This window comes from Glycocaulis sp. (genome assembly GCF_052168375.1).
Lineage (GTDB): Bacteria > Pseudomonadota > Alphaproteobacteria > Caulobacterales > Maricaulaceae > Glycocaulis.
Window position 1 is genome coordinate 1 of record NZ_JBQLZR010000341.1, and the last position, 1,425, is coordinate 1,425.

At 61.1% G+C, this 1,425-nt stretch carries 2 protein-coding genes; both read left to right on the plus strand.

What is annotated here, in order from left to right; genetic code table 11:
• Positions 1 to 428: alpha/beta fold hydrolase (locus ACTS2Z_RS14160; RefSeq protein WP_442573849.1), on the plus strand; the 428-nt coding region annotated here is incomplete at its 5' end.
• Between the two features lie 42 nt (positions 429 to 470).
• On the plus strand, positions 471 to 1,425 hold a 955-nt coding region (locus tag ACTS2Z_RS14165; protein WP_442573850.1), incomplete at its 3' end, for an amidohydrolase family protein.

Here is a 1,425-nt window from a genome sequence, read left to right on the forward strand (position 1 = left end):
ATTCTCCGATAGGCTTCCTTGTCTCCCGCATGATGAGCGAGAGCCGGTTCAATAGCGGCTTTAGCGAAGTCTTCGCACCGGCAACCCGCCCTGATGGCCCGGCGCTGAAAGACTTCTGGGCGCTGGTGCAGTATAATGGCGGGATGAAGCCGATCGGCCACAAGCTGATCCGATACATTGCCGAAAGGCGCGAGAACCGGGCACGCTGGGTCGGCGCGTTGCAGGACACAAACATCCCCCTGCGGGTGATTGATGGCGGCGCCGATCCGGTGTCGGGCGCGCACATGGTGGCCCGCTATCGCGAACTCGTGCCCGAGCCTGATACGGTCATCCTTGAGGAGATCGGTCACTACCCGCAGGTCGAAGCGGCGGAAAGTGTCCTGGCCGCCTTCACGGAGTTTCACGACCGGCTTGGCACGCCCGGCTGAAGCACGTTCAAAAGACACAGCATAAAGCAGGAGGAGACACCCATGGCAGCGAGGAAGGAATGGGATCTGCTGATCCGTTCGGGGCTGGTGATCGATGGCAGCGGCAAGCCGCCAGCTACAGAAGACATCGCCATTCGCGACGGGCGCATTGTCCAGCGCGGTGCCGGGCTCGATCCGTCTGCGGCGCGTGAGGTGATCGAGGCCGAGGGGCGCTGGGTCATGCCGGGCCTTCTCGACATCCATACCCATTTCGACCTGGAGGTTGAGCTTGATCCCGGCCTTCCCGAGGCGGTGCGCCACGGCACGACAACCGTGTTGATGTCGAACTGCTCGCTGGGCATCTGTTTTGGCAATCAGCGCCGCAATGGCGAGGACCCCATCGTCGATTGCTTTGCCCGTGTGGAGAACATGCCCAAGCATGTCCTGCGAAAAGCCGCTGATCTGGCCAATTGGACAAGCACGGCAGAATATCTGGACCATCTCGACACACTCGATCTGGGCATCAATGTCGTGCCGATGATCCCGCACTCCATGCTGCGCGCAGAGGTGATGGGCCTGAAGGAAAGTGTCTCGCGCGAACCGACAGAGGCTGAGTTGCAGGCCATGGAAGGGCTTCTGGAGACAGCGATGGCAGAGGGCTATGTCGGCTTTTCAACCGATGCCCTGCCCTTCCACTTTCTGGCCGAAGACCCGCATCGCAAGACCAAGATACCTTCCCAGTTCGGTAGCTATGGCGAACTGAAGCGGCTGACCGGCGTACTGCGCCGCTGGGGCCGTATGTGGCAGGCGACACCGCCCAAGGACAATCCGGTCGAAGTGTTTCGCAATTTCGCACTTACGAGCGGTCGCGTGCACGGAAAGCCCTTGAAGGTCACAGCGGTGGCGGCGATGGACGTCGCGGCAAACCGCAATCTCGTGAAGCTGGCGAAAATTCTGACCCGGCTCCTGAACTCGACACTCTTTAACGGCCATTTCCGCTTTCAGGCACTGGCGGCAC